We start from the raw sequence: 24,047 nt of genomic DNA, 5'->3' as shown, positions 1-24,047 counted from the left end.
GGCCGCCGATGTCGTCGCAGCTGGCGACGGCGGGGGGCCCGGCGAACCCGGTGCCCCCCGCCGGAAAACGCAAGAGTGTGATGGGTACCCGGCCGTGGGTGGCAGCCCTGTTCCTGCTGCCCGCGATCGTGCTGCTCGGCGCGCTCGTGGTCTACCCCATCGGGTACTCGGTCTGGCGCAGTCTGTACGACGCCGACGGTTCGGGCTTCGTCGGCCTCGGGAACTACGGCGACCTGTTCACCGACGACGCCACCTTCACCGCGGTCAAGAACACCGCGATCTGGGTCGCCGTCGCCCCCGCGCTGGTCACCGGTCTCGGCCTGCTGTTCGCCGTGCTGACCGAACGGGTGCGCTGGTCCACGGCGTTCAAGCTCGTCATCTTCATGCCGATGGCGATCTCCATGCTCGCCGCGGGCATCATCTTCCGGCTGGTGTACGAGGCGGACCCCGACCAGGGCGTGGCCAACGCCGTGGTGGTGGGCGTGCACGACACGTTCGTCGAGTCGTCGGTCTACCCCAAGGCGCGTCCCTCCACCGAGAGCGGCCTCAAGGCGTCCGGCGGAGGTTCCTTCACCTCCACGGACCCGGTGGGCGCGGGCTCGCCGGCCCTGATCCCGCTGGTCGGCATCGCTCCGAACAAGGTGCCGGGCGACCCCGGTGACGCCAAGGCCGCCGAGCCGTCGGGCGACGGGGTGTCGGGCACGGTCTGGCTGGACTTCAAGCTGGGCGGCGGCGGTGAGAAGGGCGCCGTCGACGCGGGCGAGAAGGCGCTGCCCGGCATCAGGGTCGAGGCGGTCAAGGACGGCGAGGTCGTGGCCTCCGCGACGGCGGGGGACGACGGCACGTTCACGCTGCCGGCCTCCGCCGACGGCGCGCAGCTGCGGCTGCCGGAATCGAACTTCGCGGCGGCCTACAACGGCGTGGACTGGCTCGGCCCGAGCCTGGTCACCCCGGCCATCATCGGCTCGTACTCCTGGATGTGGGCGGGCTTCGCGATGGTGCTCATCGCGGCCGGACTCGCGGGGGTGGACCGCAACCTCCTGGAGGCGGCGCGGGTCGACGGGGCCAACGAGTGGCAGGTGTTCCGCCGGGTCACGGTCCCGCTGCTCGCCCCGGTCCTCGTGGTCGTACTGATCACGCTGATGATCAACGTGATGAAGATCTTCGACCTGATCTACATCATCGCCCCGCAGCCCACCCAGGACGAGGCCAACGTCCTGGCCCTGCAGCTCTACAACTCCTACACCGGCGGCGGCGGAGACCTCGGGCTGGCCAGCGCGATCGGTGTGGTCCTGCTGCTGCTCGTCATGCCGGTGATGATCGTCAACATCCGCCGACTGCGAAGGGAGCGCCGACGGTGACCGCACCCTCCGTACCTCTGAAAGCCGAACCGAAGGCCGCGGAGGCGGCCGGTCCGCCCGAGCCGTCGCTCGTCTCCAGGCTGGCGAGCGGCGCGACCGGCGGCGTGCTGCGGGTCTTCCTCGTCCTGGTCGCGCTGCTGTGGGTGACGCCGACGGTCGGGCTGCTCGTCTCGTCGTTCCGTGACCCGACCGACATCGCCGACTCCGGCTGGTGGACGGTCTTCAGCAAGCCGTCCCAGCTCACCACCGAGAGCTACTCGACCCTGCTCGGCAAAGAGGTGATCACCGACTCCCTGCTCAACACGATCTACATCACCGTCCCGGCCACCGTCCTCGTCATCGTCATCGGGGCCATGGCCGGATACGCCTTCGCCTGGATGGAGTTCAAGGGCCGCGACTGGTGGTTCCTGACCGTGGTGGCGCTGCTCGTGGTGCCGGTGCAGATCGCCCTGATCCCGATGTCCGACCTCTTCGGCGACCTCGGGATCTTCGGCAGCATCATCGGTGTCGTGCTCTTCCACGTCGGCTTCGGCCTGCCGTTCGCGATCTTCCTGCTGCGGAACTTCTTCGCGGAGATCCCCCGGGAACTGCTGGAGGCGGCACGGCTCGACGGCGCCAGCGAGACGCGGCTGTTCACGACCGTGATCCTGCCGCTGGGCGCGCCGGCCATCGCCTCGCTCGGCATCTTCCAGTTCCTGTGGGTGTGGAACGACATGCTGGTGGCGCTGGTGTTCTCGGACTCCGACTCCCGGCCGCTGACGGTCGCGCTGACCGAGCAGACCCGGCAGTTCTCCGGCAACATCGAGACGCTCGCGCCCGGCGCGTTCATCTCGATGGTGATCCCGCTGGTCGTGTTCTTCGCGTTCCAGCGGCAGTTCGTGTCCGGCGTGATGGCGGGGGCCGTGAAGTAGCCGTCGCCGTGCGCGTGTCGAGGGGCGGACCGCCGTCGGTCCGCCCCTTCGCGTGGGCCCGGGGTCCCCCACATGCCGCAACCGGCGTAACCCCGTACCCCCTTCGGCCGTTGCCGGGCAATATGGCCGCGCCGACTTATGGATGTCCCTTGCCCCGGTTCAGTGTCATTGTCCCCGCTTACCAGGTGCAGGCGTATCTGCACGAGTGCATGGCATCGGTCCTGGAACAGTCCTTCACCGACCTCGAACTGATCGCCGTCGACGACTGCTCGCCGGACGCCGGCGGCGCGATCCTCGACGAGTTCGCCGCCGGTGACCCGCGCGTGAGGGTCGTCCACCTCAAGGAGAACGTGGGCCTCGGCCGGGCCCGCAACGCGGGCATGCGGTACGCGACCGGTGACTACCTGGTCTTCCTGGACGGCGACGACACCCTCACCCCGCACGCCCTGCGGGGGATCGCCGACCGCATCAAGGAGACCGGCGACCCCGACGTCCTGGTGTACGACTACGCGCGCACCTTCTGGTCGGGCGAGACGGTCCGCAACGTCCAGGCGGGGCAGCTCCACGAGGAGGGCCCGGCGCCGTTCCGCCTCGACGACCGGCCGGGACTGCTGGACGTCCTCATGGTCGTGTGGAACAAGGCGTACCGCCGGGAGTTCGTCGAGCAGGAGGGCTTCACGTTCCCGCCCGGCTACTACGAGGACACCCCGTGGACGTCGCCGGTCCTGATGGCCGCCGCGACCATCGCGACGCTCGACCGGGTCTGCGTCCACTACCGGCAACGACGCCGGGGCAACATCCTCGGCACGACCAGCGACAAGCACTTCGACATCTTCGACCAGTACGACCGGGTCTTCGCCCACCTCGACGCGCACCCCGAACTGGCGCACTGGCGGCCCGTCCTGTTCCGGCGCATGGTCGACCACCTGTCCGCGGTGTTCCTCAAGCGCGACCGGCTGCCGCGCGGCTCCCGCGCCGCCTTCCTGCGCAGGGCCCGGGCGCACTACGGCCGTTACCGCGTGCGCGGTGCCGGCGTCCCCTCCCGCAACCGGCTGCGGCACGCCCTCGTACGCCTGGGCAGTCATCGCGCGTACCGCGCCCTGTGGGCGGCGACGCGGCTGAAGCGGCGCGCCGGGCGGCTCGCCGGGGCACTGGGCCGCGGGATCCGGGCCGGGGCGCTGCGGCTGCACTACGGCGTCCAGCGCCGGCTGCCCCTGCGGACCGACCACGCCGTGTTCGGCGGGCACGCGGGGCGCGGCCACGGCTGCAACCCGGGGGCGCTGGAGGCCGCGTTCCGCACGCACGCGCCGGGGATGCGCACCGCGTGGATCGCGGAGCCCGCGTTGCACCACACCGTCCCGACGGGGACGCGCAGGCTGACCCCGGGGTCCGCCGCGTACTGGACGGCCCTGGCCCGCTCCAGGTACCTCGTCGGCAACACCGGCTTCCACCCCCGGCTGGTCAAGCGGCCCGGCCAGATCCTGATCCAGACGCAGACCGGCACCCCGCTCAAGCACATGGGCCTGGACCTCCAGGACCGGCCCGCGGCGGCCCGGGACACCGACTTCGCCGAACTGCTGCGCGACGCCGACCGGTGGGACTACTGCCTGTCCGGCAACCGGCACTCCACGCTCGTCTGGGAGCGCGTCTTCCCGGCCGGCTACACGACGCTGGAGTACGGCCAGCCCCGCAACGACGTGTTCCAGAAGGCGACCGCGGCGGACGTGGCCCGGCTGCGCGAGACCCTCGGCATCCCCGCGGGCACGGTCGCGGTCCTGTACGCGCCGACGCACCGCGACTACCGCCGCGGTCCGCGCACGGCGCTCGACCTGGAGCGGGTGCTGCGCCGGCTCGGCCCGCGGTTCGTCCTGCTGACCCGCGCGCACCCCCGGTACCGGGCTCCGCTGGCCCGCAGCGGCGGCCGGCTGATCGACGTGTCGGACCACCCGAGCGTCGAGTCGCTCTGCCTCGCCTCGGACGCGCTGATCACCGACTACTCGTCGCTGATGTTCGACTACGCGGGCCTGGACCGGCCGATCGTGATCCACGCGGACGACCGGGAGGCGTACGAAGCGGCCCGCGGCACCTACTTCGACCTGCGCGCCTTCCCGCCCGGCGCGATCGCGCGCAACGAGGACGAACTGATCGACATCTTCGCGACCGGCCACTGGTGCGGTTCGCGCTCCGCACAGCTGCGGGCCGCGTTCCGGGAGCGGTTCTGCCCCTACGACGACGGGCGGGCCGCCGAGCGGGTCGTACGCCGTGTCGTGCTCGGCGAGACGGCCGGCCTGCCCGCGGTGGTGCCGCCGCGGGAGCGCCGTCCGGTGCCGTCCGCGGCGGACCGGAACCCGTCCCGGCCCCTCGCCACCGTCCCGACACCCGGCGTTCGCGTTCCCGTCGTTGACGGACCCTGAGGCATTCCGGTCCCCTCCCCGAGCACAGGAATTCCACAGACCCCGTTCGACGGAGTACTCATGACTTCCCTCAGCACCGGCACCACCGAACCGCCCCGTCCCAAGGCCCTGTCGGAGGTCAAGGGCTGGTTCCGCGCCGTGGACCAGCAGCTGTTCGCCTGGTTCCTGTCCGGGCAGCTGGACCGTGCCCAGCGGGGCGACCTGCTCGAACTCGGCGCGTACCTGGGCAAGAGCGCGATCTTCATGGCCGCGTACCGGCGCGACGAGGACACCTTCACGGTGTGCGACCTCTTCGACTCGGTGGCCCCGGACGCCGCCAACCTGAAAGAGATGAACAAGTCGTACCCGACGCTCACCCGGCGGGCGTTCGAGGCCAACTTCCTCGCGTTCCACGAGAAGCTGCCGACCGTCCTCCAGGCCCCCACCTCGGTGGTCGCCGACCGCGTCGCGGGCGGCAGCTGCCGCTTCGCGCACATAGACGCCTCGCACCTGTACGAGCACGTGTACGGGGACATCGAGGCCGCACGGGACATCCTGCTGCCCGAGGGGGTCGTCGTGCTCGACGACTACCGCGCCGAGCACTGCCCGGGCGTCGCCTGCGCCACCTGGGGGGCGGTCGCCACCCTCGGCCTGCACCCGATATGCGTGACGGGCACGAAGTTCTACGGCACCTGGGGCGATCCGGAGCCGCTGCGCGACGCGCTGCTGGAGTGGCTGGCGGCCCGCGACGACCTGTGGCACGAGGTGCAGCAGGTCGCGGGGCACGGCATGATCCGCATCGACGGCAGGAGGGCCACCGAGCCCGAGCACCCGGTCTCCCGGTACGCGGCCGGGGAGGAACCGCCCGCCCCCGCCGGGACCGCGCCCGCCGCCTCGTCCCGGCCGGCTCCCGCGGGGCCCGCGCCCGCCCGTCCCGTCACGGCCGCTCCGGCCGGCCGTCCCGGCCGGGCCCGCAGGCTCGCCAAGGACCTGCTTCCGCCGATCGTCACCAGGGCGCTGGTCAAGGGCCGCCGCGGGCGCTGACACTCCCGGCGGCGGGAGCGCCCCTCCGCGGGCCCGCCGAGCCGCACGTGCCGCCGTCCCCCGCGGGACCCGTCGCTCCGGCCGAGGACGGCAGCACCACACAGCACAGACAGAAAGAGCACCGCACGACATGCCCCGCTTCAGCATCATCGTCACCGTCCACGACATCGCGGGGCGGCTCCCCACGGCCCTCGATTCGGTCCTCGCCCAGTCCTTCACCGACGTCGAGCTGCTCGTGGCCTGCCTGGTCCCGGACTCCCCGGCGGGCGCGCTCGCGGCCGAGTACGCCGAGCGGGACTCCAGGGTCGTCCGGGTCGCCGGTGCGCGCGACGCCGGACTGCGGGCGGCGACCGGAACGTACGTGCTGTTCCTGGACACGGGTGACGTGCTGGCGCCGGGGGCGCTCGCCGGGATCGACGCGCGGCTGCAAGGGGCCGGCGGGGACGCCGTCGACGTGCTGCGCCTGGGCCACGAGCGCGTGCCGTGGTGGGAGGGCGAACCGGTGGCGGAGCCGCTCGAAGGCAGGGACCCCGCCGACGTACGGCTGCCGGTCTGGGCCACCGTCCACCGCCGCGCCTTCCTCCGCGAGCACGGGCTCGTCCCTCCCGCGGGCCGGGGCACCGACCTCGGCTGGGCCGGTCTCGTGACGCTCGCCGCCGGGCGCAGCGCCGTACTGCCCCAGATCTGCGTACGCCGTCACGAGCGCCGGCAGGGCGGTGGCGGCACGCCGGCCGTCGCGGGAGTGGAACTCCTCGACCAGGTCGAACTCGTGCTGGACCGGGCCGCCGGGCAGGACCTCCCCGAGGACCGGGCGCGCGCGCTCTTCACCCAGCTCTTCGCCGAGGTCCTCGACCACGCGGTCACCGCCCCCCGCGACCGGGCCTTCTTCCGTCGCGCGGGCCGGCTCCACCGGCGCCACCGCCCGGCGGGCCTGCGCACCCGGGGCCTGCGGAACCGGCTGCTGCGGCGCGGCGCGCACACGGCGTTCCGCGTGCTGCCGCCCCTCGGCCGGTGGACGGCGCGGGTGCGCGCGTACGCCGCCCGCTCGGTGCTGCGCAGGCGCCGCGCCCTGCTGTACGCGTGGTACCTGCGCAGGCCGCTGGACGAGAACCTCGCCGTCTTCGCCGCCTACTGGGGCCGCGGCTACGCCTGCAACCCCGCCGCCGTCCACCGCAAGGCACGCGAACTCGCCCCGCACATCCGGTCGGTGTTCCTGGTGAAGGAGAAGGAACTGCCGCACATGCCCGAGGACGTGGAGAGCGTGGTGATCGGCAGCAGGCGGTACTGGGAGGTGATGGCGCGGGCGAAGTACACCTTCAACAACGTCAACTTCGAGCACGCCGTGCGCAAGCGCCCCGGCACCGTGCACGTCCAGACGCACCACGGGACGCCGCTCAAGCGGATGGGCGTCGACCAGATCGAGTACCCGGCCGTCGCGGCGGCCACCGGCAGCTTCGGCCGGCTGATGCGGCGGGTGGACCGCTGGGACTTCTCCCTGTCCTCCAACTCCCACTCCACGGAGGTCTGGTCGGGCGCCTACCCCGGCGCCTTCGCGCACCTGGAGTACGGCTATCCGCGCAACGACCGCTTCTACGGCGCGGCCCCCGCCGAGGTCGCCGCGATCCGGGCCCGGCTCGGCGTCCCCGAGGACCGGGTGGCGCTGCTGTACGCGCCGACGTACCGGGACTACCCGCGCGACGTGGCGGCGCAGTTCGACCTGGCGCGGTTCTGCGCGCGGCTCGGACCGGAGTTCGTGGTGCTGCTGCGGGCGCACTACTTCCTCGACGGCGACGCCGGCCTGCGGCAGGCGGTGGCGGACGGGCAGCTGATCGACGTGACGTCCCTGCGCGACACCGAGGACGTCTGCCTGGCCTCCGACGCGCTGATCACGGACTACTCGTCGATCATGTTCGACTACGCCAACCTCGACCGGCCGATCGTCACGTACGCCGACGACTGGGACGTCTACCGGGACACCCGAGGCGTCTACTTCGACCTGCTCGCCGAGCCGCCGGGCCATGTCGCCCGCACCCAGGACGAGTTGCTGCACGTCCTGACGTCGGGCCGGTGGTGCGACGAGCGGTCCGCCGCCCTGCGGTCCCGGTTCCGCGCGCGGTTCTGCGAGTTCGACGACGGGCAGGCCGCCGAGCGGGTCGTACGGCGGGTGCTGCTCGGGCAGAGCGAGGAGGAGCTGCCGCCGGTGATCCCGCTGCGGGAGCGCCTGCCCGTGCCGGCCGCGGCCGTGTCCCGTCCCCGCACGCCGGCGCGCTGATGCCGGCCCGCCCGCCGACGCCCGCCGCGGCACCCGCCCCGCCGCCCGCCTCACCGCCCGTCCCGGCGCCCCTCGCGCCGGCCCGGCAAGTTCCCGGACCTGGAAGTGCCATGCCCCGCTTCAGCATCGTCGTGCCCGTGTACAACGTGCAGGGCTACCTGCGCGCCTGTCTGGAGTCGGTCCTCGGCCAGTCGTACGGCGACTTCGAGCTGATCGTCGTCGACGACCGCTCGCCGGACGGCAGCCCGGCGATCATCGACGAGTTCGCGGCCCGCGACGAGCGCGTCGTGGCGGTGCACCTGCCCGTCAACGGCGGCATCGGCCCGGCCCGCAACCACGGGGCGAAGCTCGCCCGGGGCGAGTACCTGCTCTTCCTCGACAGCGACGACAGCTACACCCCGGGCGCGCTGCGGGCGATCGCCGAGCGCATCGACGCGACCGCACGCCCGGACATCGTGCTGTTCGACTACGCGCGCACCCACTGGCACGGCGCGGTGCGGCGCAACCGGGACGCGGAGGTGTTCGCCGCGCCGGGCCCCGAGGTGTTCACGGTCGCCGAACGCCCGGAACTGCTCGACCTGTTCACGGTCGTGTGGAACAAGGCGTACCGCCTCGACTTCTTCCGCGAGGGCGCCTTCACCTTCCCCACCGGCTTCTACGAGGACGCGGTGATCGTCTACCAGACGCTGTGGACGGCCCGCACGATCTCCCTCGTCGACCGGGTCTGCGTGTACTACCGCCAGCGCCGCCAGGGCAACGCGATGCGCACGCCGAGCCGGGAGCACTTCGAGGTGTTCGCGCAGTACGAGCGGCTGTTCCGGTTCATCGGGGAGCGGCCCGCACTGGAGCGGTGGCGCGGTTTCCTCTACGACCACATGGCCGACCACTACCTCTTCATCCTGCGCCAGAAGGACCGCGTACCGCCGGCGTCGCGGCCCGAGTTCCACCGGCGGGCGGCACGGGACCTGCGCGCCCACCGTCCGGACGGCCACCGGCTCGCCGCGGACGTCCCGCGGACGTCCTTCACCCTCCTCGCCCGGGCCCCGTACGCCCTCTACGCGCTGCACCGCGTCGCCGCCGTGAAACGGGCCGGTCTGCGCAGGCGCCGGCGGGTGTGGCGCGGGCGGCTGCGCCGGGTGCTGCTCGCGCTGCACCGGCGGCTGGTCCTGCGGCGCGGCCTCGACGCGAACCTGGCGGTGTACTCGGCCTTCGGGCACCGCGGTGTCCTCGGCGACCCGGCCGCGATCCATCTGAAGGCCCGGGAGCTCGCCCCGCACATCCGCGGGGTGTGGGTGGTCGCCAGGGAGCACGTGGCCGCGCTGCCGCCCGGGACCGAGCACGTCCTGCCCGGCAGCCGCGCCTACCGCAGGGTCACGGCCCGTGCCACGTACCTGATCAACAACGTCAACTGGGCGAACGACCTGGTCAAGCGCGAGGGTTCCGTCCACGTCCACACGCACCAGGGCACCCCGGTGAAGTCGATGGGCGCGGACCTGCTCGCGTACCCCGGCGCACGGCGCGGGTTCAGCGTCCCCAAGATGCTGCGGCGGGCCGACCGGTGGGACTACAGCCTGGTCGCGAACCCGCACTCCGAGCTGGTCTGGGACCGCGCCTACCCATGCGGCTTCACGTCCCTGCGCTCGGGCAGCCCGCGCAACGACTGCCTCGTCCGGCCGCCGGAGGGCCGCCGGGAGTCCGTACGGCAGCGCCTCGGCGTCCCGGAGGGCAGCACCCTGATCCTGTACGCGCCGACTAGCCGCGACCACCGCCGCAGCGGGCAGGCGCCGGCCTGCGACCTGGAGCGGCTGGTCGCCGGGCTGCCCGGCGACCACGTCCTGGCGGTCCGGCTGCACCCCTCGCTGGCCCGGCACCACGAACGCGGCCTCGCCCTGGGGGACCTGGCCGGGCGCGGACTCGTCCTGGACGTCACCGACGAGCCGCACGTGGAGGACCTGCTGCTCGCCTGCGACGCCCTGGTCACCGACTACTCGTCGCTGATGTTCGACTACGCGCACCTCGACCGGCCGATCGTCCTGCACGTCTACGACCAGGACACCTTTCGCGCGGCGCGCGGCACGTACTTCGACGTCACCGAGCGCCCGCCGGGCCATGTCACCCGGAACGAGGACGAGCTGGCGCGGCTGTTCGCGTCGGGTGCGTGGTGCGACGAGGAGTCGGCGCGGCTGCGGACCGCCTTCCGGGCGCGGTTCGCCGGGTACGACGACGGGCGGGCCGCGGAACGGGTCGTCCGGCTGCTGATGCTGGGCGAGGACCTGGCGGTGCCCATGGTTCCCGCGCCCGGCGCCCCGAGCGACGCCCTGACCCGCTCATGAGGGCTCGCCCCGCCGCGTGGGTGCTGTTCCTCGCCGCCCTGTTCGGCTGCCTCCAGCTCGCCAACGTCACCGGCCGGGACACCCCCGACAGCCGCAACTACCTGTCGTACGCGCTGGCTCTGGGCGGCGCGGACAAGTCGGAGGCGGCGGGACGGAGCATCGCGTACCTGTGCGCGAGCCGGGGCGAGACGGCCTCCCGCGACCACAGCGTGGACGTCCGGCGCTTCCGGGCCCGCGACCCGGGGCCGGGGGTACGGGCGCAGTGCCGCCGCCACTACGAGCGCAGTGTGGGCGCGCGGCTCGACGCGGGGCAGACGTCCGGCTGGACCGCGCCGTTCATGAGCGAGCGGTTCATGCGGATCTTCGAGGTGCGGCCCGGGTACCCGCTGCTGCTCATGCCGTTCGTGACCCTGCTCGGGGTGACGTGGGGGCTGTGGGCGGCCGGGGTGTGCGTCGCGGCGGCCGGGGGCGCGCTGGTGTTCCTGGTCCTGCGGACGGTGGGCGTGCCGGTGCCGGCCGCGCTGACCGGGCAGGTGCTGTACTACGTGCTGCCGACGGGCACGACCGCGATGCGGCCGATGGCCGAGGGCACCATGACGGCGCTCACGCTCTCGGCGCTGCTGGGGTGTGCGCTGGTGCTGCGCGGGCGGCGGGCCGGTCCGCTGGTCGCGCTGTCGCTGGCCCTGCTCTTCACCGTGAAGCACTCGCAGGCGCTGTTCCTGGCGGTGTGCCTCGCCGGGGCGTGCGCTCTGATCGGCGTCCACCGCAGGCGGTCGGGGCGGCCGGCGGGGGACGGGGTGAGGACCCTGCTGAAGGTGACGGCGGGGGCGGCCGTGGGCACGGTCCTGCTCGCCCGGCTGCTTCGTTATCCGTCCGAGTCGGACAGTCTCCAGGATCTCCTCACCGACCACTTCCTGCGGCCGGACCGGGAGCGGCCCTGGCGGGAGTTCACCCAGCTGGAGGTCAATTTCTGGGTGGAGTGGCTGCGGCGGCAGCTGCTCGAACCGCTCTTCCTGGTGCTGGTGGGAGGCGGGGCGTTCGGGGCGCTGCGGCGGTGGCCCGCGTTCGGTGTGCTGCTGCTCGGCGCGGCCGGAACCGGTGTGCTGAGCATCGCCGCGCATCCGGACATCGCCATCGACCGTCTGATGGTGATGGTGTGGCTGGTGCCGGTGGTGGGGGTGCCGCTGCTGCTCACGAACGAGGAGTTCCGCCCCCGCCGCCCCCGGGACGGGACGGGAAGGGGCGGCGGGGACGAAAGGAACTACTCGACGACGAGCTCGACCGGAATGTTGCCACGGGTCGCGTTGGAGTAGGGGCACACCTGGTGCGCCTGCTCGACCAGCTTGCGCCCGGTCTCCGCGTCGACGGACTCCGGAAGCTCCACCCGCAGCGTGACGGCGAGCCCGAAGCCCTCCCCCTGCTTGCCGATCCCGACCTCCGCGGTCACCGCGGCGTCACTGACGTCGACCTTCGCCGAACGCCCCACCAGGGCGAGCGCGCTGGCGAAACAGGCGGAGTACCCGGCGGCGAACAGCTGCTCCGGGTTCGTGCCCTGCCCGTTGCCGCCCATCGCGGTCGGAATCCCCAGCTGGAGGTCGAGCTGCCCGTCGGAGCTGTAGGCCCGGCCGTCCCGGCCGTGGGTGGCGGTGGCTACGGCGGTGTAGATCGCGTCCATGGAAACCATCCCTCTCAAGGTCCTGCGAAGAAGTCCGAGTCGTGCCGGCGGGCCTGGCTCCGGTCCGCCGCACGACATAAGTAGAGCACACAATTAAATTGTGCACAACTAAATTGCGGCCGGGGGTACTCTGGAGGCATGACCACGACGCCCGTGACCGGCCCCGCGCACCACGACGACTTCCTCCGCCTGGACCAGCAGATCTGCTTCAGCCTGAACGCCGCCACGCGCGCCTTCGGCGGTCTGTACCGCGTCGTCCTGAAGGACCTGGGGCTCACCTACCCCCAGTACCTGGTCATGCTCGTGCTGTGGGAGCACGGCGAGCTGCCGGTGAAGAAGGTCGGCGAGCACCTGCGGCTCGACTCCGGGACGCTGTCCCCGCTGCTGAAGCGGCTGGAGACGGCCGGCCTCGTACGGCGTGAGCGCAGCGCCCGGGACGAGCGGTCCGTGGTGGTCGGGCCCACCGAGGAGGGCACGGCCCTGCGGGAGCAGGCGCTGCGCGTCCCGCGCCGGATCGCCGCCGCGACGGGGTTCGACCTGGCCGAGATCGACGACCTGCGGTCCCGCCTCGACCGGCTCACGGGCGCACTGGACACGGCGGCACTGGAGGATGCGCCGGGCCCCGGGTGAGCGTGAGCGCGCGGCCCGGTGGCGGCGGCCCTCGGGCGCTCGGCGGTCACGCGGCAGATCGGGTGTCACCGGACCGCTTTCCTACGTGATCGACCCGCCTTCGGGCGATATGGGGCACCTCGCGGCTTACGATCCCCCGAATGAAGCCTCGGACGAAGCCCTGGACGAAGCCGTGGACGAAGCCCTGGCCGAAGCGCCGGCCGAAGCTCCCGGTCCTCGCCGCCTCCTGGGCGGCCACCCGCGCCCTGATGCTCTGGCTGCTCCTCCAGGACGGGCGCACCCCGCTCGGCGTCGGCGGCGTCGCGCGCGAGGTGCACGAGCTGTACGCCCGCTGGTACGGCGTGCTCGCCGGCGGCACGTTCCCCACCGGCGACCGGCTCTGGCAGTACCCGCCGGGCGCGGGCCCCGTCCTGCTGTCCCCCGGACTGCTGCCGGGGCTGACGTACTTCGAGGCGTTCGTGGCCCTCACGCTGGCCACCGACCTCCTGGTCACCGCCGCCCTCGCGCGCGCGGGCACGCGTGCGGGCCGCAGCCTGCGCGGCGCGGCGCTCTGGACAGCGGCCCTGCCGCTCCTGCTGCACATCCCGCTCGCCCGCTACGACGTGCAGGTCACCGCCCTCGCGGTCATCTCCCTGTTGACGCTGTCGCGCTCCACGCGCGCGTGCGGGGCTTTCGCGGCGCTGGGCGCCCTGGTGAAGGTGTGGCCCGCGCTGGCGCTGGTCGGCGCCCCCCGGGGGCGTACGGCGAAGGAGGTGTGGACGTCGGCCGCCGTCACCGCGGGGGCGCTGCTGCTGGTCCTCGCCGCCCTCTTCCGCGACCCGTTCGACTTCCTGCGCCAGCAGAGCGGCCGGGGCGTGCAGATCGAGTCGCTCGGCGGCACGGTCCTCTCCTTCGCGCAGCACGCGGGCCGGCCGGGGCGGGTGGTCTACCGGTACGGCGCGATGGAGTTCACCGGCCCGTACGTCCCTTGGGTGGCCGCGGCCTCGCTGGCGCTCACCGTCGCCGCCTTCGGCGCCCTGCTGCTGTGGCGGCTGCGCGCCCGGCGCTGGACACCGGCCACCCCGTACGACGCCGCCCTCGCCGCCGTGCTCCTGTTCACCGTGACGAGCCGGGTCATCAGCCCCCAGTACCTGGTGTGGCTGCTGGGTCTGGCCGCGGTGTGCCTGACCTCCCGGCACACCGCGCAGCGTCCGGTGGCGGCGCTGGTCACGGCGGCCGCGGCGGTCAGCACCCTCGCCTACCCCGTCCTGTACGACGACGTGGTGGCCTGCACCTGGACGGGCTCCCTGCTGATGCTCGTGCGCAACGGCCTGCTGGTGACGGCCGCCGGGCTCTCCTTCCACCGCCTGTGGACGACCACGACCGGGTCCGGCGGACCCGCCGAACCCGCCGGACCTGTGCGGACGGAACCCGCACACGATCCGCACCATCTCCGCGCCGGGACAGCGAGCGCCCCTTAAGAGAAAAATGCCCGCATTAACTACTGTTGCTCCTCGTGGAAGCCGCACGAGCCGAACGAGCCGCACAGACCATGCCCGCCAGAACCCCGCACCGGTCCCGGCCGCGCCCGGCGCAGGTGTGCGTCGTCGTCATCGGGTACGACGACGCCGGGCACGTGACCGACGCGGTGCGCTCGGCCCTCGCGCAGGGGCCCGCCGTCCGCGAGGTGATCGCCGTGGACGACTGCTCGGCCGACGGCAGCGCCGGTCTCCTGGAGCGCCTCGCGCTCGACGAGCCGCGTCTGAAGGTCGTCCGCCGCGAGGTCAACAGCGGCGGCTGCGGCAGCCCGCGCAACGACGGCATCGACGCCGCCACGGCCCCGTACCTGATGTTCCTGGACAGCGACGACGTCCTGCCGCCCGGCGCGGTCGACGCCCTGCTGGACGCGGCCGGCGGGCGCGGCACCGAGGTCGCGGGCGGCCTGTGCGTGCGCCGCGAGCTGCCGTCCGGCCGCGAGGTGCCCTGGCAGCCCGAGCTGTACGCCAGGGCCGCCCTCGTGACCGATCCGTCGCGGCGCCCCCGGCTCGTCCACGACACGCTGTGCGTCAACAAGCTGTACCGCACCGACTTCCTGCGCGAGCACGGCATCCGCTTCCCCGAAGGACACTTCCCGTACGAGGACTTCGTCTTCACCGCGCGCGTGCTGGCCGCCCGTCCGCGCATCGCGCTGGTCCCGGACACGGTGTACGTCTGGCACGTGCGCCGTGACGCCGGGCGGCTGTCGATCTCGCTGGACAGGTCCGGCGTCGACAACTGGCGGGCGAGGATCACCGCGCACGCCCAGGCGTACGACGTCCTCCTCGCCGCCGGTGAGAAGCGGCTGGCGCGGGCGTCGCGCGCGCGGTTCCTCGACCACGGCCTGCGGATGTACGCACGCGAACTCGGTCTGCGCGGGGCCAGGTACCGGCAGGAGTGGTGGGACCTCACGCGCGCGTACCTCGCGACGTTCGACGCCGGCGACTTCGCGCTCGCCCCGGCGCCGGGAAGGGTGGTCGCCCAGGTGGTGCTGGCCTCCGAGAAACCGTGCGACCTGCCCCGGCTCAGGGAGATCGCGGCCCGCCCGGCCCGGCTGCGGCCCCCGTACGCGCGCGCCGCGGACGGCACACCGGTCTGGTCCGCCGACCTGCCCCGCGTCACCCTGGAACACCTCCTGGTCCGGCCCGTGCGCCTGCTGCCCGTCGCCGTCGACGCGGAGCTGCGGCCGCGCGTACGGGGCACCCGGCTGCGGCTGCGCCTGCACGAGCTGTACGGGCGGATGGCGGACGCGGCGCCCGCGTCCGTGGACGCCGAGTTCGTGAGCCGCCAGGACGGCACGACGGGGCTCGCGCTCACCGCCCGCTTCCGGCCGGACGACACCGACCCCGCCGACGGCTCGTGGACCGCCGACGCGCGGGTCGACCTCCCAGCTCTCGGCCCCGGCACCTGGGACCTGCGGCTGTGCCTGCGCTTCCACGACGGCACGGTCCGCGAGACCACCGCGCACGCGAGCGGCGGCCCGGGCCTGCTGCGCCGCACCGTCGTGCCGAGCGTCCGGCACGGGGTGCTGCTCGTCCAGCCGTACGCGACCCACGCGGGCTCGCTCGCGCTGCGGACCGCACCCGGCCTGCGCGGCACGCTGGCGGCGCTGGGCCGCAGGGCGAGGCGTCTGTCGCGCTGATCCGCAACGATCTCGCATCCGCGTTCGTCTGCATACATGAGGCACACACGAGGGGAAGGTCGCAGATGACCTGGCTGATCACCGGCGGCGCCGGCTACATCGGGGCACATGTCGTGCGCGCCATGACCGGGGCGGGCGAACGGGCCGTGGTGTACGACGACCTGTCCACGGGCATCGCCGAGCGCGTCCCGGACGGGGTGCCGCTCGTCGTCGGCTCGACCCTGGACGGGGAGCGGGTCGCGCGGGCGCTGCGGGACCACGCCGTCACCGGTGTCGTGCACCTGGCGGCGAAGAAGCAGGTGGGCGAGTCGGTGGAGCAGCCGCTGCACTACTACCGCGAGAACGTGGAAGGGCTGCGGGTGCTGCTGCAGGCGGTCACGGCCGCCGCGGTGCCGTCCTTCGTGTTCTCGTCCTCCGCGGCGGTGTACGGCATGCCCGACGTCGACCTGGTGACCGAGCAGACGCCCTGCGTGCCGGTCAACCCGTACGGCGAGACCAAACTCGCGGGCGAGTGGCTGGTGCGGGCCGCGGGCCGGGCGCACGGCCTGTCGACGGCGTCCCTGCGCTACTTCAACGTGGCGGGGACGGCGGCGCCCGAACTGGCCGACGTGGGCGTCTCCAACATCGTCCCGATGGTCTTCGAGAAGCTCGTCCGGGGCGAGCCGCCGCAGGTCTTCGGCGACGACTACGACACACCGGACGGCACGTGCGTACGTGACTACATCCACGTCGTCGACCTGGCGGAGGCCCATGTGGCGGCCGCCGGGCGGCTGGCCGCGGCTCCCGGCACCGATCTGACGCTCAACATCGGCCGCGGGGAGGGGGTCTCGGTCCGCCGGATGATCGACCGGATCAACGAGCTCACCGGCCACACGCTCGACCCGGTGGCCGGTCCCCGCCGGCCCGGCGACCCGGCGCGGGTCGTCGCCGCCGCCGACCGCGCCGCCGCGGAACTCGGCTGGAAGGCGAGGTACGGACTGGACGACATGATCACATCGGCCTGGGAGGGCCGGCTACGGCCGCGTCCGCGGGCCCGCCGGGGTTAGCGGCGAAGCAGGGTCCGACGTCGGAAAACGCACTCGCCGCGGGCCGGACGTGGTCCTGAGCCGCGGCGAGGGTGCTTCGACGGGACCCGTCAGAGCTTGTCCATACGGGTGTAGGGGCTGACGATACGGGCCTGGCGGGAGCCGAAGTCGACGAGCATCGCGATGCCCTCCTCGACGCCGACGATCCTGCCCAGGCCGAACTGGTCGTGCGTCACACGGTCACCCAGGGCGAAGTGCTTGGCGACCGGGGCAACCGGAGCTTTGAAGGGACTGGTGGACAGGTGGCGCCGGGGCGCGGATGGCTTCGTCATCGTGATTCCAGTATGCGCCCCCGCGAGGCCCGGGAGTGAGGCGTGGATGACAACGATCCGGCCGCTACGGGGGTCCGCAGCCCTCCGAGAGGTGCCCGGAGCTGGGCGGCGGACCATGCCGACCCGCAGGTGGAACGCGGGTCTCCGGCCGCCTACAGCGCCCTGAGCGCCGCCGCCGTGGCCCGCGTCAAACTCTCCAGATATCCCTTCGGCGGTTTCGGTCCGCGGACCACCACCGCACGCCAGTAGAGCGGTCCCGAGATCACGTCGAGGGCCAGTTCGCCGTCGACGTCCGGACCGATCTCGCCGCGCGCCCGGGCCGCCTCGACGATGCCGTTCGCGACGCCCGCCTGCCCCTCGCGCAGAGCCTTCTGGAGAGCCTGCGCCATTTCCGGACTGCGGGCCGCCTCGGCCTGCAGATCGGGAACCACCTGCGAGGCGACAGGGTGACGCAGGGCGCGTGAGGTGACCTCGTACAGCAGGCGCAGATCGCCCTCCAGGGTGCCCGTGTCGGGCGCGGGCAGCCCCTGCACGGCCATGGCGGAGACCAGGTCCAGGACGAGGTGCAGCTTGGAGCGCCACCGCCGGTAGACGGCGGTCTTGCCGACGCCCGCGCGGCGCGCGATGCCCTCGATGGACATGCGCGCGTACCCGACGGCCGCGAGCTCCCCGAAGACGGCCGCCCTGATCGCCTCGGTGACGTCCTCCCGGAGCACCGCCGCCCCGGCGGGAGCCCTGCGGCGCGGCGGCTGCGGGTCCCGGTCGGCCGCGGCCGACCGGGCCGTCCCGTCCCCGTCTGCGTTCGTCGTCATGCGGACCAGCATAGGTGGGCGGCACCGGCCGGACGACGTGACGACGAAACGGTTGCGTTCCGACGCCGGACCGGCCTACCCTCACGTCACGACGATACGGTCCCGTCCCGACGTAAGCCCTCACCTGCCGGGCGGCCGGCCCAAGGTGCTTCTCCCCCTCCGCCCCTCCCCCGAGCGAAAGCAGCGGATGTGAGTCAGGTCCTCGACACCCCGCCCCCGGCGCCGAACCCGGCGTCGGTCCCGGCCCCGGCCCCGCCCGACGCCGATCCCGCGGCCCTCGCCGCCCGGTACGGCCTCACGGTCAGCGGCGCGCGGCCCTCCCTGCCCGCGTACGTCCGCCAGTTGTGGGCGCGCCGGCACTTCGTCACGGCGTTCGCGACGGCCAGGCTGACCGCCCAGTACAGCCAGGCGAAGCTCGGCCAGGTCTGGCAGGTGGCCACGCCCCTGCTGAACGCGGCGGTCTACTACTTCATCTTCGGCGTCCTCATGGGCACCAGCCACGGGGTGCCGGACTACGTCCCGTTCCTGGTCACGGGCGTCTTCGTGTGGACGTTCACGCAGAGCTCGATCATGGCGGGCACCCGGGCGATCTCCGGCAGCCTCGGCCTCGTCCGCGCCCTGCACTTCCCGCGGGCGGCGCTTCCGGTGTCGTACGCGCTGCAACAGCTCCAGCAGCTGCTGTTCTCGATGGCCGCGCTGGTCGTGATCCTGCTCTGCTTCGGCGTGCCCGTCGGCCCGTCCTGGCTGCTGGCCGTACCGGCACTGGTCCTGCAGTTCGTGTTCAACGCGGGTGTGGCGCTGGTCGTGGCCCGGCTCGGCGCGAAGACCCCGGACATCGCGCAGCTGATGCCGTTCCTGCTGCGGACCTGGATGTACGTCTCCGGTGTCATGTGGAGCCTCGATCGGGTGCTCAGCGGCCACCAGGACATGCCGCGCGTGGTACTGCTCGCCCTGGAGTGCAATCCGGCGGCGGTCTACATCGACCTGATGCGGTTCGCGCTGATCGACACGTTCCGTGCGGGTCAGCTGCCCCAGCACGTGTGGGCGCTCGCGGTCGGCTGGGCGCTGCTCGCCGGCGTCGGCGGGTTCATCTGGTTCTGGAAGGCGGAGGAGACGTACGGACGTGGCTGAGCGGAGCGTGGTTCCCCAGAGTGCCGGGGCGGCCGGGCGGGTGCCCACCGTCGTCGCCGACCGCGTCGACATCGTCTACCGCGTGAACGGCACGGGCGCCGGGCGGGGCAGCGCCACCGTCGCGCTCAACCGCATCCTGCGCGGGAAGAAGGACGGGCGGGCGGCCGGCGTACGCACGGTGCACGCGGTGAAGTCCGTGTCGTTCACCGCGTACCGGGGCGAGGCGATCGGTCTGATCGGCACGAACGGATCGGGCAAGTCGACCTTGCTCAAGGCGGTCGCCGGCCTGCTCCCCGTCGAGCACGGGCGGATCTACACGGACGGTCAGCCCTCGCTGCTCGGCGTCAACGCGGCGCTCATGAACGACCTGAGCGGCGAGCGCAACGTGTACCTCGGCGGGCTCGCGATGGGGATGTCCCGGGAGCAGGTGCGGGCGCGGTACCAGGAGATCGTCGACTTCTCCGGCATCGACGAGAAGGGCGACTTCGTCACGCTGCCCATGCGCACGTACTCGTCCGGGATGGCCGCGCGGCTGCGGTTCTCCATCGCCGCGGCCAAGGACCACGACGTGCTGATGATCGACGAGGCCCTCGCGACGGGGGACCGCTCCTTCCAAAAGCGCTCCGAGGCCCGGATCCGGGAACTGCGCAGGAGCGCGGGCACGGTCTTCCTCGTCAGCCACAACAACAAGTCGATCCGGGACACCTGCGACCGGGTGCTGTGGCTGGAGCGGGGGGAGCTGCGGATGGACGGGGCCACGGGGGACGTGCTGAAGGAGTACGAGAAGTTCACCGGGGGCGGGAAGGGGTAGTGGGCCGGCCGCTCGTCGCCCGCGGGTGCGGGGGGGGCTGAGCGCGCAGTTCCCCGCGCCCCCACGGGCCGGGATCAGCGTTCGAGGAACCCGAACAGGTCCTCCCACCTCCGCACGATCTCCGCCGGCGCGTAGCGCTGGATGTTCGTGCGGGCCCTGTCCCCCATGGTGTCCCTCAGCTCCTTGTCGGACATGAGTGCGTCCAGGCGGCGGGCCAGTTCGCCGGTGTTGCCCGGGGTGGCGAGGAGGCCGTCCTCGCCGTCGCGGACGATCTCGTGGACGCCGGGTGCGCAGTCGAAGGCGGCGCACGGCACGGCCGTCGCCATGGCCTCCATGAGGGCGAGCGGGAAGCCCTCGCCCCGGGACGACTGGACGAAGACCGAGCCGGCGCGCAGCGCGGCCGGGACATCGTCCGTGCGGCCCGCCCAGTCGACCGAGCCGTCGAGACCGAGAGCCGTGCACTGCTTCCTCAGCATCTCCTCGTCCTCGCCGGAGCCGTGGATCCGCAGGCGCCAGTCGGGGTGGCGCGGCGCGACCTCCGCCCAGGTGTCGAGGAGCATGTCGATGCCCTTCTGGTGATGCAGCCGGCCGATGCTGACGACCGTCTTCTCCGTGCGCGCCGACGGCACCCGCGGCATGAAGGGCAGCGGGTTCGGCAGGTACGAGGCGTTGTTCATGCCCTGCCCGATCCACAGGTCGGCGTCCTCGCGGGTCAGCGCCAGCATCCGGTCGACGTCCCGGTAGTACGTGCGTACGCGGCGAAAACGCGAGGACGCCCTGGAGTACGCGTACGACTCGTGGCTCATCCCGATCACGGTCAGACCGCGCGTGTCGGCCCGGGCGACCCACTCCATGGCCCACACCTGCGTGACGACGACGACCGCGCCGGGCCGCGCCGCCCGGAACAGCGCGGTGAGCTTCACGGCCTGCTCGCGCATGCTCGCCTCGCGCGCCCGGCCGGGCCGCGGCGGCTGTCCGGCGTACAGGGTCGTCGTCGGGTAGGGGACGGTGCCGAGTTCCTGCGCGACCGCGGGCGGGGTGATGCCGACGACGTGCACGCGGTGGCCGCGCGCGGTGAACAGCCGCGCCATCTGGTGCGACCAGCTGGTCACCCCGCCCAGCTCGTCGACGCTGTTGGAGACGAAGAAGACGTCCCGCCGCGGATCGGCGTCCACGGGGGTGCCGGCCGGGATCATGCGCGCCTCCGGTGGGCGAAGAACTCGTCGACGACGCTGCGGGCGGCCGTCCCCTTGTCGTACTCGCCGAACTCCGCGACGAACCCCTTGCGCGCCTCCTCGTACTTCACCGTCTGCTCCTCCAGGGAGACGAGCGCGACGTGCAGCTCCTCCTCGGTGCGCACGACCGGGCCGGGTGCCCGTTCGAGCAGGTCGAAGTAGGTGCCGCGGCCCTCGTGGGCGTACTCCTCGTAGTCGTACGCGAAGAAGAACATCGGCCGGCCGAGGAGCGCGTAGTCGAACATCACGGACGAGTAGTCGGTGATCAGCCCGTCGGCGAGCGCGAGCAGCGGGGTCACGTCGTGGTGGGCCGACACGTCGAGGACGCGCCCGCGCACGGACGGCGGGAGCACCACGTGGTCGAGGTAGTGCGAGCGCACCAGCAGGACGTACCGGTCGCCGAACTCGTCGGCGAACCGCTCCACGTCGAAGGGCAGCTCGAACCGCCGCTGCTTTCCGCCGTGGTGCCGGAAGGTGGGCGCGTACAGCAGGACGGCCCGGTCGGCCGGGATCCCCAGCTCGGCGGCGAGCGGCCCGCGCTCGCGCAGACCGGTCTCCTCCTCCCGCCTCCTGGCCCGTACGAGTTCGTCGTTGCGGGGGTAGCCGACGCGCAGCAGGGTCCGCTCCTTGAGGCGGAACGCCCTGGCGAGGGTGCGTACGTCGTGCTCGGAGCGGATCAGGAACCGGTCGAAGCGGTCGAGGACGCGCTGCTGCTCCTCCTGCGCGGAGCGGGACCTGAGCTTCCACTGCGGTTCGTCGAAACCCATCCGCTTGAGCGCCGAGCCGTGCCAGGTCTGGAGGTACGTGGTCCCCGGCCGCTTGGTGAGCTTCAGCGGGTAGCTCTGGTTGTCGACCCAGAACTCGGCCCGGGCCAGTGCCTTCAGATAGGGCAGCGACCAGCGGCGTACGAGCGTGGCGTCGGGCGGGAAGCCGGCCGGACCTGCGCCCGCGTACGACCACACGGCCTCGAAGTCGAGGTCCTGGCGCCGCATCTCCTCGTACAGCGCCCTGGGACTGTCGCTGTACTGCCTGCCCAGGTGGCTCTCGAAGACGACCAGGCCCTTCTTCAGGGGCAGCCGGCTGAACACCTCGTGATAGATCCGGATCTTGGTCTCGCCCGAGGTGAGCTTCCCGCGGACGGCTTTCGCCCTGCGGTACCCGGACTTGGCGAGCCGCCCGGGCGTCCCCCGCACACCTCGCTCGACCAGCTCCTCCACCTTCTCCCGGGTGAGGACCCGGAAGGCGAGGTGGCCGCGGGCGGAGACCTCGGGCGCGATGCGGTCGGCGACCAGCCGGGTGAGCCGCGGCCGGACGGGCGAGTCCCCGACGGCCAGGCCGGGTTCGCAGGCGGTCAGGCGGGTGGTGGTGCGCACCCCGTCGACACCGAGGCGCAGCCGTACGTCCCACACGGCGTCCACGACACCGAGGGGCCGCAGCCCGCGTGCGAGGTCGGCGGACGCCTCCCAGGTGAGAAACGCGCCCTCGTGCCGCAGGGTGCGTACGGGAAAGCGGAAGGTCTGCAGGCGCACGCCCTTGCGGCGGGCCGCGAACTCCAGCTCGCCGGTGAGCCGCGCGCCGGGCGGGACGACGCCGAGGGGATTGGTGATGCGCCCGGCGAGCCGCACGGTGCCCGCCGACGCCCCGGTCCCCGCCTCGTACCCGGTCAGGACGTTGCGCAGGAACATCTTCTCGAGGGGCTTGGTGTGGTGGCCGAGTCCGGTGACGTCGAGGACCTGCCGGGCGAGGGCGCGGTCGGACGCGTCGGGGTCGTCGAGGTGCTGGGCGCACCAGTACACGCGGCCGTCGCGTTCGACGAGCGGTGCGGAGATCTTGTCGCGGTTGGTGAGGGTGTCCACGGCCGGCAGGAGGTTGTCCCAGTCGCTCCTGCGCAGCAGGTAGGCGCAGATGGCCTGGATGGGGTCCACCTCGTCGAGGGCGGCCCGGTCGACGGACTCCAGGTAGGCGCGGGCGATCGCGGCGAACTCCTCCCGGTAGGAGGCGTCCCGGAACGGCAGGTCGCGCAGGTGCAGCACCAGGTCGTGCTTGAGGAACTTGACGTCCTTGCAGAACTTCAGCTCCGGCAGCCCCCGGTCGGCGAGCAGCCGGTCGACCCGCCGGTGGATCTCCATCCGGTGCGCGAAGTTGGCGATCTCGGCGCGCCGGTTGCTGATCGACTTCGTCCCGGCCCGGTCGGTGACGTTCCAGTCGTAGACGCGGTTCGGGATCAGGGTGATGCGGCGGGCCGCGGCGTACGCCTGCGCGGAGAAGAGCAGGTCCTCGTAGTGGATCCCCACGGGGAACTCGAGTCCCTGCTCGGCCAGGAAGGCGCGGCGGTAGCACTTGTTGGTCGACAGGGTGTCGAAAACCAGCAGGTCGGGCAGCTCGGAGATCGACTCGAGGGTGCGGGTGCGCGTGTACAGCCAGGGGTACCACTTGACCTCCCTGCCGCCCCGCGAGTCGACGTGGACGCGCACGCACAGCCCCGAGACGAGGTCCGCGCCGGTCGTCTCCGCCGCCTCCAGCATGTTCCGGCAGGCGTTGCGCTCCAGTACGTCGTCGCTGTCGAGGAAGACGACGTAGGTGCCGCGGGCCTGCCGGATGCCGTGGTTGCGGGGCGCTCCGCACCCGCCGCTGTTCTCGTCCAGCCGGTGGGCCCGCACCCGCCCGGGATGCCGCGCGGCCAGCCCGCACGCCACCTCGTACGAACCGTCCGTACTGCGGTCGTCCACGATCACGACCTCGACGTTCCGGAGTGTCTGCTCCAGCACGGAGCGCACGGCCGTGGCCAGCCGCGCCTCGTCGTTGTAGACGATCACGACGACGGATACGTCGGGTGTCTGCCGCAGATCCTCGCTCATCCCATTTACCCTAAATGCCACTTCGGGCCGATGGTGCGACGAATAGGCCGGACGGGCGCGCAAAAGA

Annotated in this window: 18 protein-coding genes; 13 read left to right on the top strand and 5 right to left on the bottom strand. The window is 72.7% G+C overall.

Going from position 1 to position 24,047, the window contains the following annotated elements; all coding sequences use genetic code 11:
- The first annotated feature begins 8 nt into the window (after positions 1 to 8).
- The 7 genes from QFZ75_RS23590 (at position 9) to QFZ75_RS23560 (ending at position 11,627) form a co-directional block, all read left to right on the top strand.
- Complete coding sequence (locus QFZ75_RS23590) at positions 9 to 1,361, top strand: carbohydrate ABC transporter permease (protein ID WP_373465929.1); 1,353 nt, start codon at positions 9 to 11, stop codon at positions 1,359 to 1,361.
- A gap of 17 nt (positions 1,362 to 1,378) precedes the next feature.
- Positions 1,379 to 2,272 carry a carbohydrate ABC transporter permease gene (locus QFZ75_RS23585; RefSeq protein ID WP_307544724.1) on the top strand — a complete coding sequence of 298 codons (894 nt, stop codon included), beginning with the start codon at positions 1,379 to 1,381 and terminating at the stop codon, positions 2,270 to 2,272.
- A 149-nt stretch (positions 2,273 to 2,421) separates the two neighbouring features.
- Positions 2,422 to 4,686 carry a bifunctional glycosyltransferase family 2 protein/CDP-glycerol:glycerophosphate glycerophosphotransferase gene (locus QFZ75_RS23580; protein WP_307539889.1) on the top strand — a complete coding sequence of 755 codons (2,265 nt, stop codon included), beginning with the start codon at positions 2,422 to 2,424 and terminating at the stop codon, positions 4,684 to 4,686.
- A 60-nt stretch (positions 4,687 to 4,746) separates the two neighbouring features.
- A complete protein-coding gene (locus tag QFZ75_RS23575; protein ID WP_307539888.1) occupies positions 4,747 to 5,709 on the top strand; it encodes a class I SAM-dependent methyltransferase in 963 nt (320 codons plus the stop codon).
- Positions 5,710 to 5,839: 130 nt separating this feature from the next.
- Complete coding sequence (locus QFZ75_RS23570) at positions 5,840 to 7,981, top strand: CDP-glycerol glycerophosphotransferase family protein (RefSeq protein WP_307539886.1); 2,142 nt, start codon at positions 5,840 to 5,842, stop codon at positions 7,979 to 7,981.
- A gap of 110 nt (positions 7,982 to 8,091) precedes the next feature.
- Complete coding sequence (locus tag QFZ75_RS23565) at positions 8,092 to 10,314, top strand: bifunctional glycosyltransferase family 2 protein/CDP-glycerol:glycerophosphate glycerophosphotransferase (protein WP_307539884.1); 2,223 nt, start codon at positions 8,092 to 8,094, stop codon at positions 10,312 to 10,314.
- The gene (locus QFZ75_RS23560; protein WP_307539882.1) at positions 10,311 to 11,627 is read left to right on the top strand and encodes a hypothetical protein; all 1,317 of its coding nucleotides are present in this window, start codon (positions 10,311 to 10,313) and stop codon (positions 11,625 to 11,627) included. Before QFZ75_RS23565 ends, QFZ75_RS23560 begins: the two co-directional genes overlap by 4 nt.
- Here the strand turns inward: QFZ75_RS23560 and QFZ75_RS23555 are convergent.
- The gene (locus tag QFZ75_RS23555; protein ID WP_307539880.1) at positions 11,576 to 11,989 is read right to left on the bottom strand and encodes an organic hydroperoxide resistance protein; all 414 of its coding nucleotides are present in this window, start codon (positions 11,987 to 11,989) and stop codon (positions 11,576 to 11,578) included. The genes QFZ75_RS23560 and QFZ75_RS23555 overlap by 52 nt on opposite strands.
- A gap of 138 nt (positions 11,990 to 12,127) precedes the next feature.
- Between QFZ75_RS23555 and QFZ75_RS23550 the strand changes: the two genes are divergently transcribed.
- The 4 genes from QFZ75_RS23550 to galE all read left to right on the top strand — a co-directional run bounded on the left by QFZ75_RS23550 (position 12,128) and on the right by galE (position 16,822).
- A complete protein-coding gene (locus tag QFZ75_RS23550) occupies positions 12,128 to 12,619 on the top strand; it encodes a MarR family winged helix-turn-helix transcriptional regulator (protein ID WP_307539878.1) in 492 nt (163 codons plus the stop codon).
- Positions 12,620 to 12,759: 140 nt separating this feature from the next.
- On the top strand, positions 12,760 to 14,079 hold the full coding sequence (locus tag QFZ75_RS23545; protein ID WP_307539877.1) for a glycosyltransferase family 87 protein: 1,320 nt from the start codon (positions 12,760 to 12,762) through the stop codon (positions 14,077 to 14,079).
- A gap of 71 nt (positions 14,080 to 14,150) precedes the next feature.
- Entirely contained in the window at positions 14,151 to 15,776 is a 1,626-nt protein-coding gene (locus tag QFZ75_RS23540; protein WP_307539875.1) for a glycosyltransferase family 2 protein, read from the top strand.
- A 65-nt stretch (positions 15,777 to 15,841) separates the two neighbouring features.
- Positions 15,842 to 16,822 carry a UDP-glucose 4-epimerase GalE gene (gene galE, locus QFZ75_RS23535; RefSeq protein ID WP_307539874.1) on the top strand — a complete coding sequence of 327 codons (981 nt, stop codon included), beginning with the start codon at positions 15,842 to 15,844 and terminating at the stop codon, positions 16,820 to 16,822.
- A gap of 89 nt (positions 16,823 to 16,911) precedes the next feature.
- Here the strand turns inward: galE and QFZ75_RS23530 are convergent, their stop codons facing one another.
- Together QFZ75_RS23530 and QFZ75_RS23525 are read right to left on the bottom strand one after the other, a co-directional pair.
- A complete protein-coding gene (locus tag QFZ75_RS23530; protein WP_307539872.1) occupies positions 16,912 to 17,133 on the bottom strand; it encodes a hypothetical protein in 222 nt (73 codons plus the stop codon).
- Between the two features lie 152 nt (positions 17,134 to 17,285).
- Positions 17,286 to 17,957, bottom strand: coding sequence for a TetR/AcrR family transcriptional regulator (locus QFZ75_RS23525; protein ID WP_373465928.1), 672 nt, complete (start codon positions 17,955 to 17,957; stop codon positions 17,286 to 17,288).
- Positions 17,958 to 18,134: 177 nt separating this feature from the next.
- Here QFZ75_RS23525 and QFZ75_RS23520 point away from each other — a divergent pair, with 177 nt between their 5' ends.
- Together QFZ75_RS23520 and QFZ75_RS23515 are read left to right on the top strand one after the other, a co-directional pair.
- Entirely contained in the window at positions 18,135 to 19,076 is a 942-nt protein-coding gene (locus QFZ75_RS23520; RefSeq protein WP_307539867.1) for an ABC transporter permease, read from the top strand.
- Positions 19,069 to 19,887, top strand: coding sequence for an ABC transporter ATP-binding protein (locus QFZ75_RS23515; protein WP_307539865.1), 819 nt, complete (start codon positions 19,069 to 19,071; stop codon positions 19,885 to 19,887). Before QFZ75_RS23520 ends, QFZ75_RS23515 begins: the two co-directional genes overlap by 8 nt.
- A gap of 74 nt (positions 19,888 to 19,961) precedes the next feature.
- Here QFZ75_RS23515 and QFZ75_RS23510 read toward each other — a convergent pair whose 3' ends face one another.
- Positions 19,962 to 21,083 (bottom strand): glycosyltransferase, encoded by a 1,122-nt coding sequence (locus tag QFZ75_RS23510; RefSeq protein ID WP_307539863.1) that lies wholly within the window; start codon positions 21,081 to 21,083, stop codon positions 19,962 to 19,964.
- Entirely contained in the window at positions 21,080 to 23,980 is a 2,901-nt protein-coding gene (locus QFZ75_RS23505; protein WP_307539862.1) for a bifunctional glycosyltransferase family 2 protein/CDP-glycerol:glycerophosphate glycerophosphotransferase, read from the bottom strand. The genes QFZ75_RS23510 and QFZ75_RS23505 overlap by 4 nt, the downstream gene beginning before the upstream one ends.
- Positions 23,981 to 24,047 lie beyond the last annotated feature (67 nt).

Origin of the sequence: Streptomyces sp. V3I8 (genome assembly GCF_030817535.1) — a bacterium.
Lineage (GTDB): Bacteria > Actinomycetota > Actinomycetes > Streptomycetales > Streptomycetaceae > Streptomyces.
The sequence above is the reverse complement of the archived record's forward strand: the minus strand, read 5'-3'. Positions and strand labels throughout refer to the sequence as shown.

Coding starts and splice junctions, on each gene's coding strand:
- QFZ75_RS23550 (WP_307539878.1), top strand. CDS start 12,128: ATGACCACGACGCCCGTGACCGGCCCCGCGCACCACGACGACTTCCTC.
- QFZ75_RS23560 (WP_307539882.1), top strand. CDS start 10,311: ATGAGGGCTCGCCCCGCCGCGTGGGTGCTGTTCCTCGCCGCCCTGTTC.
- QFZ75_RS23510 (WP_307539863.1), bottom strand. CDS start 21,083: ATGATCCCGGCCGGCACCCCCGTGGACGCCGATCCGCGGCGGGACGTC.
- QFZ75_RS23565 (WP_307539884.1), top strand. CDS start 8,092: ATGCCCCGCTTCAGCATCGTCGTGCCCGTGTACAACGTGCAGGGCTAC.
- QFZ75_RS23505 (WP_307539862.1), bottom strand. CDS start 23,980: ATGAGCGAGGATCTGCGGCAGACACCCGACGTATCCGTCGTCGTGATC.
- galE (WP_307539874.1), top strand. CDS start 15,842: ATGACCTGGCTGATCACCGGCGGCGCCGGCTACATCGGGGCACATGTC.
- QFZ75_RS23555 (WP_307539880.1), bottom strand. CDS start 11,989: ATGGACGCGATCTACACCGCCGTAGCCACCGCCACCCACGGCCGGGAC.
- QFZ75_RS23570 (WP_307539886.1), top strand. CDS start 5,840: ATGCCCCGCTTCAGCATCATCGTCACCGTCCACGACATCGCGGGGCGG.
- QFZ75_RS23530 (WP_307539872.1), bottom strand. CDS start 17,133: ATGACGAAGCCATCCGCGCCCCGGCGCCACCTGTCCACCAGTCCCTTC.
- QFZ75_RS23540 (WP_307539875.1), top strand. CDS start 14,151: ATGCCCGCCAGAACCCCGCACCGGTCCCGGCCGCGCCCGGCGCAGGTG.
- QFZ75_RS23575 (WP_307539888.1), top strand. CDS start 4,747: ATGACTTCCCTCAGCACCGGCACCACCGAACCGCCCCGTCCCAAGGCC.
- QFZ75_RS23545 (WP_307539877.1), top strand. CDS start 12,760: ATGAAGCCTCGGACGAAGCCCTGGACGAAGCCGTGGACGAAGCCCTGG.
- QFZ75_RS23590 (WP_373465929.1), top strand. CDS start 9: ATGTCGTCGCAGCTGGCGACGGCGGGGGGCCCGGCGAACCCGGTGCCC.
- QFZ75_RS23525 (WP_373465928.1), bottom strand. CDS start 17,957: ATGCTGGTCCGCATGACGACGAACGCAGACGGGGACGGGACGGCCCGG.